The 1,344-nt window shown below is 58.3% G+C and carries 2 protein-coding genes; both read right to left on the bottom strand.

Going from position 1 to position 1,344, the window contains the following annotated elements:
• The coding region (locus MPRO_RS02810; protein WP_067286654.1) for a sigma-54-dependent transcriptional regulator at window positions 1-989 on the bottom strand (989 nt) is incomplete at its 3' end.
• The coding region (locus MPRO_RS02815) for a sensor histidine kinase (protein ID WP_158651731.1) at window positions 982-1,344 on the bottom strand (363 nt) is incomplete at its 5' end. The genes MPRO_RS02815 and MPRO_RS02810, both read right to left, overlap by 8 nt.

The raw sequence follows: 1,344 nt of genomic DNA on the forward strand, positions 1-1,344 counted from the left end.
TGTTCTGGGTGGGGAGTTGTAGGCAGCGTCAGATGTGTATAAGCAAGGGAACTCAGGCTGGCCACACTGAGGCGGTAATACAGATCCTTGCGAAAGCGCCCCTCCTCGCCCAGCTGGGCCAGATTGTCCTTGCTGGCCGCCAGCACAGTGAGCGACACCGGAATCGGCGTGCTACTGCCGACCCGTTCTATGGAGCGTTCCTGCAGCACCCGCAACAGCTTGATCTGCAACGACAGCGGCATGGACTCGATTTCATCCAAAAACAGGGTGCCGCCATTGGCTACTTCGATCTTGCCTATATGGCGCTTGCTGGCGCCGGTGAATGAGCCGGCCTCGTGACCGAACAGCTCGCTTTCAATCAGGCTTTCACTCATGCCACCGCAGTTGATGGCCACGAAACGCTTGTCACGCCTGGCGCTGCACTGATGCAGCGCTCTGGCCACCACATCCTTGCCGCTGCCGGTATCCCCGTAAATGACGGTATCCACATTCGCCTGGGCCAGGGCCAGCACCTGCTGACGAATACCCTTGATGGCCGCAGACTCACCAATGATTGTCGCTTCAAGCCCGCAGCGCGCCTCCAGGTTCTGCTTCAGACTGCGGTTTTCCAGCACCAGACGCCGCTTGTCGATGGCACGGTGCAGGCGCGACAGCAGATGTTCAGGCTGCAGCGGCTTTTCCAGAAAATCGTAGGCGCCCTCCTTCATGGCCTCGATGGCCATGGGAATATCGCCATGGCCGCTCATCAGCAGTACCGGAATCGTCGAATCCAGTTGCTGCAAGCGGGCAAGCAGATCGAGGCCGTTAAGCCTTGGCATCCGCACGTCACTGAGTACCACCACAGGACTATCCGCGTGCAGGGATGCCAGTGCCTTTTCGGGTTGCGCAAAGGCCTGCACACTGAAGTCGTCAAGCTCCAGCATTTCGGTCAGGGCTTCGGTGATTTCTGCGTCATCGTCGATGATGACGACCTGGATATCGCTATGCATGCTGCCCCGCCCTTTTGAGTACCAGAATAAAGGTGCTGCCCTGTCCCTGGCGGGATTGCACCCGAATATGTCCGCCAAAATCCTGCACTATGTTGTAGCTGATCGACAAACCCAGACCCAGACCTTCGCCAACCTCCTTGCCGGTAAAAAACGGGTCGAAAATCTGCCCCAACTGATCGGCCGCAATGCCGATGCCGCTGTCCTGCACCTCAACCAAAATCGCATCGGCCGCCGGCACCACCCGAATATTCAGGCTGCGCACATTGCTGTCTTTCATCGCATCAATGGCATTGCTCAGCAGATTGACCAGTACCTGTTCGAGCCGAATCGGCTCCGCCTCGACCTTGAGCCCCGC

It is taken from the genome of Marinobacterium profundum (assembly GCF_001528745.1).
GTDB classification, from domain to species: Bacteria; Pseudomonadota; Gammaproteobacteria; order Pseudomonadales; family Balneatricaceae; genus Marinobacterium_A; species Marinobacterium_A profundum.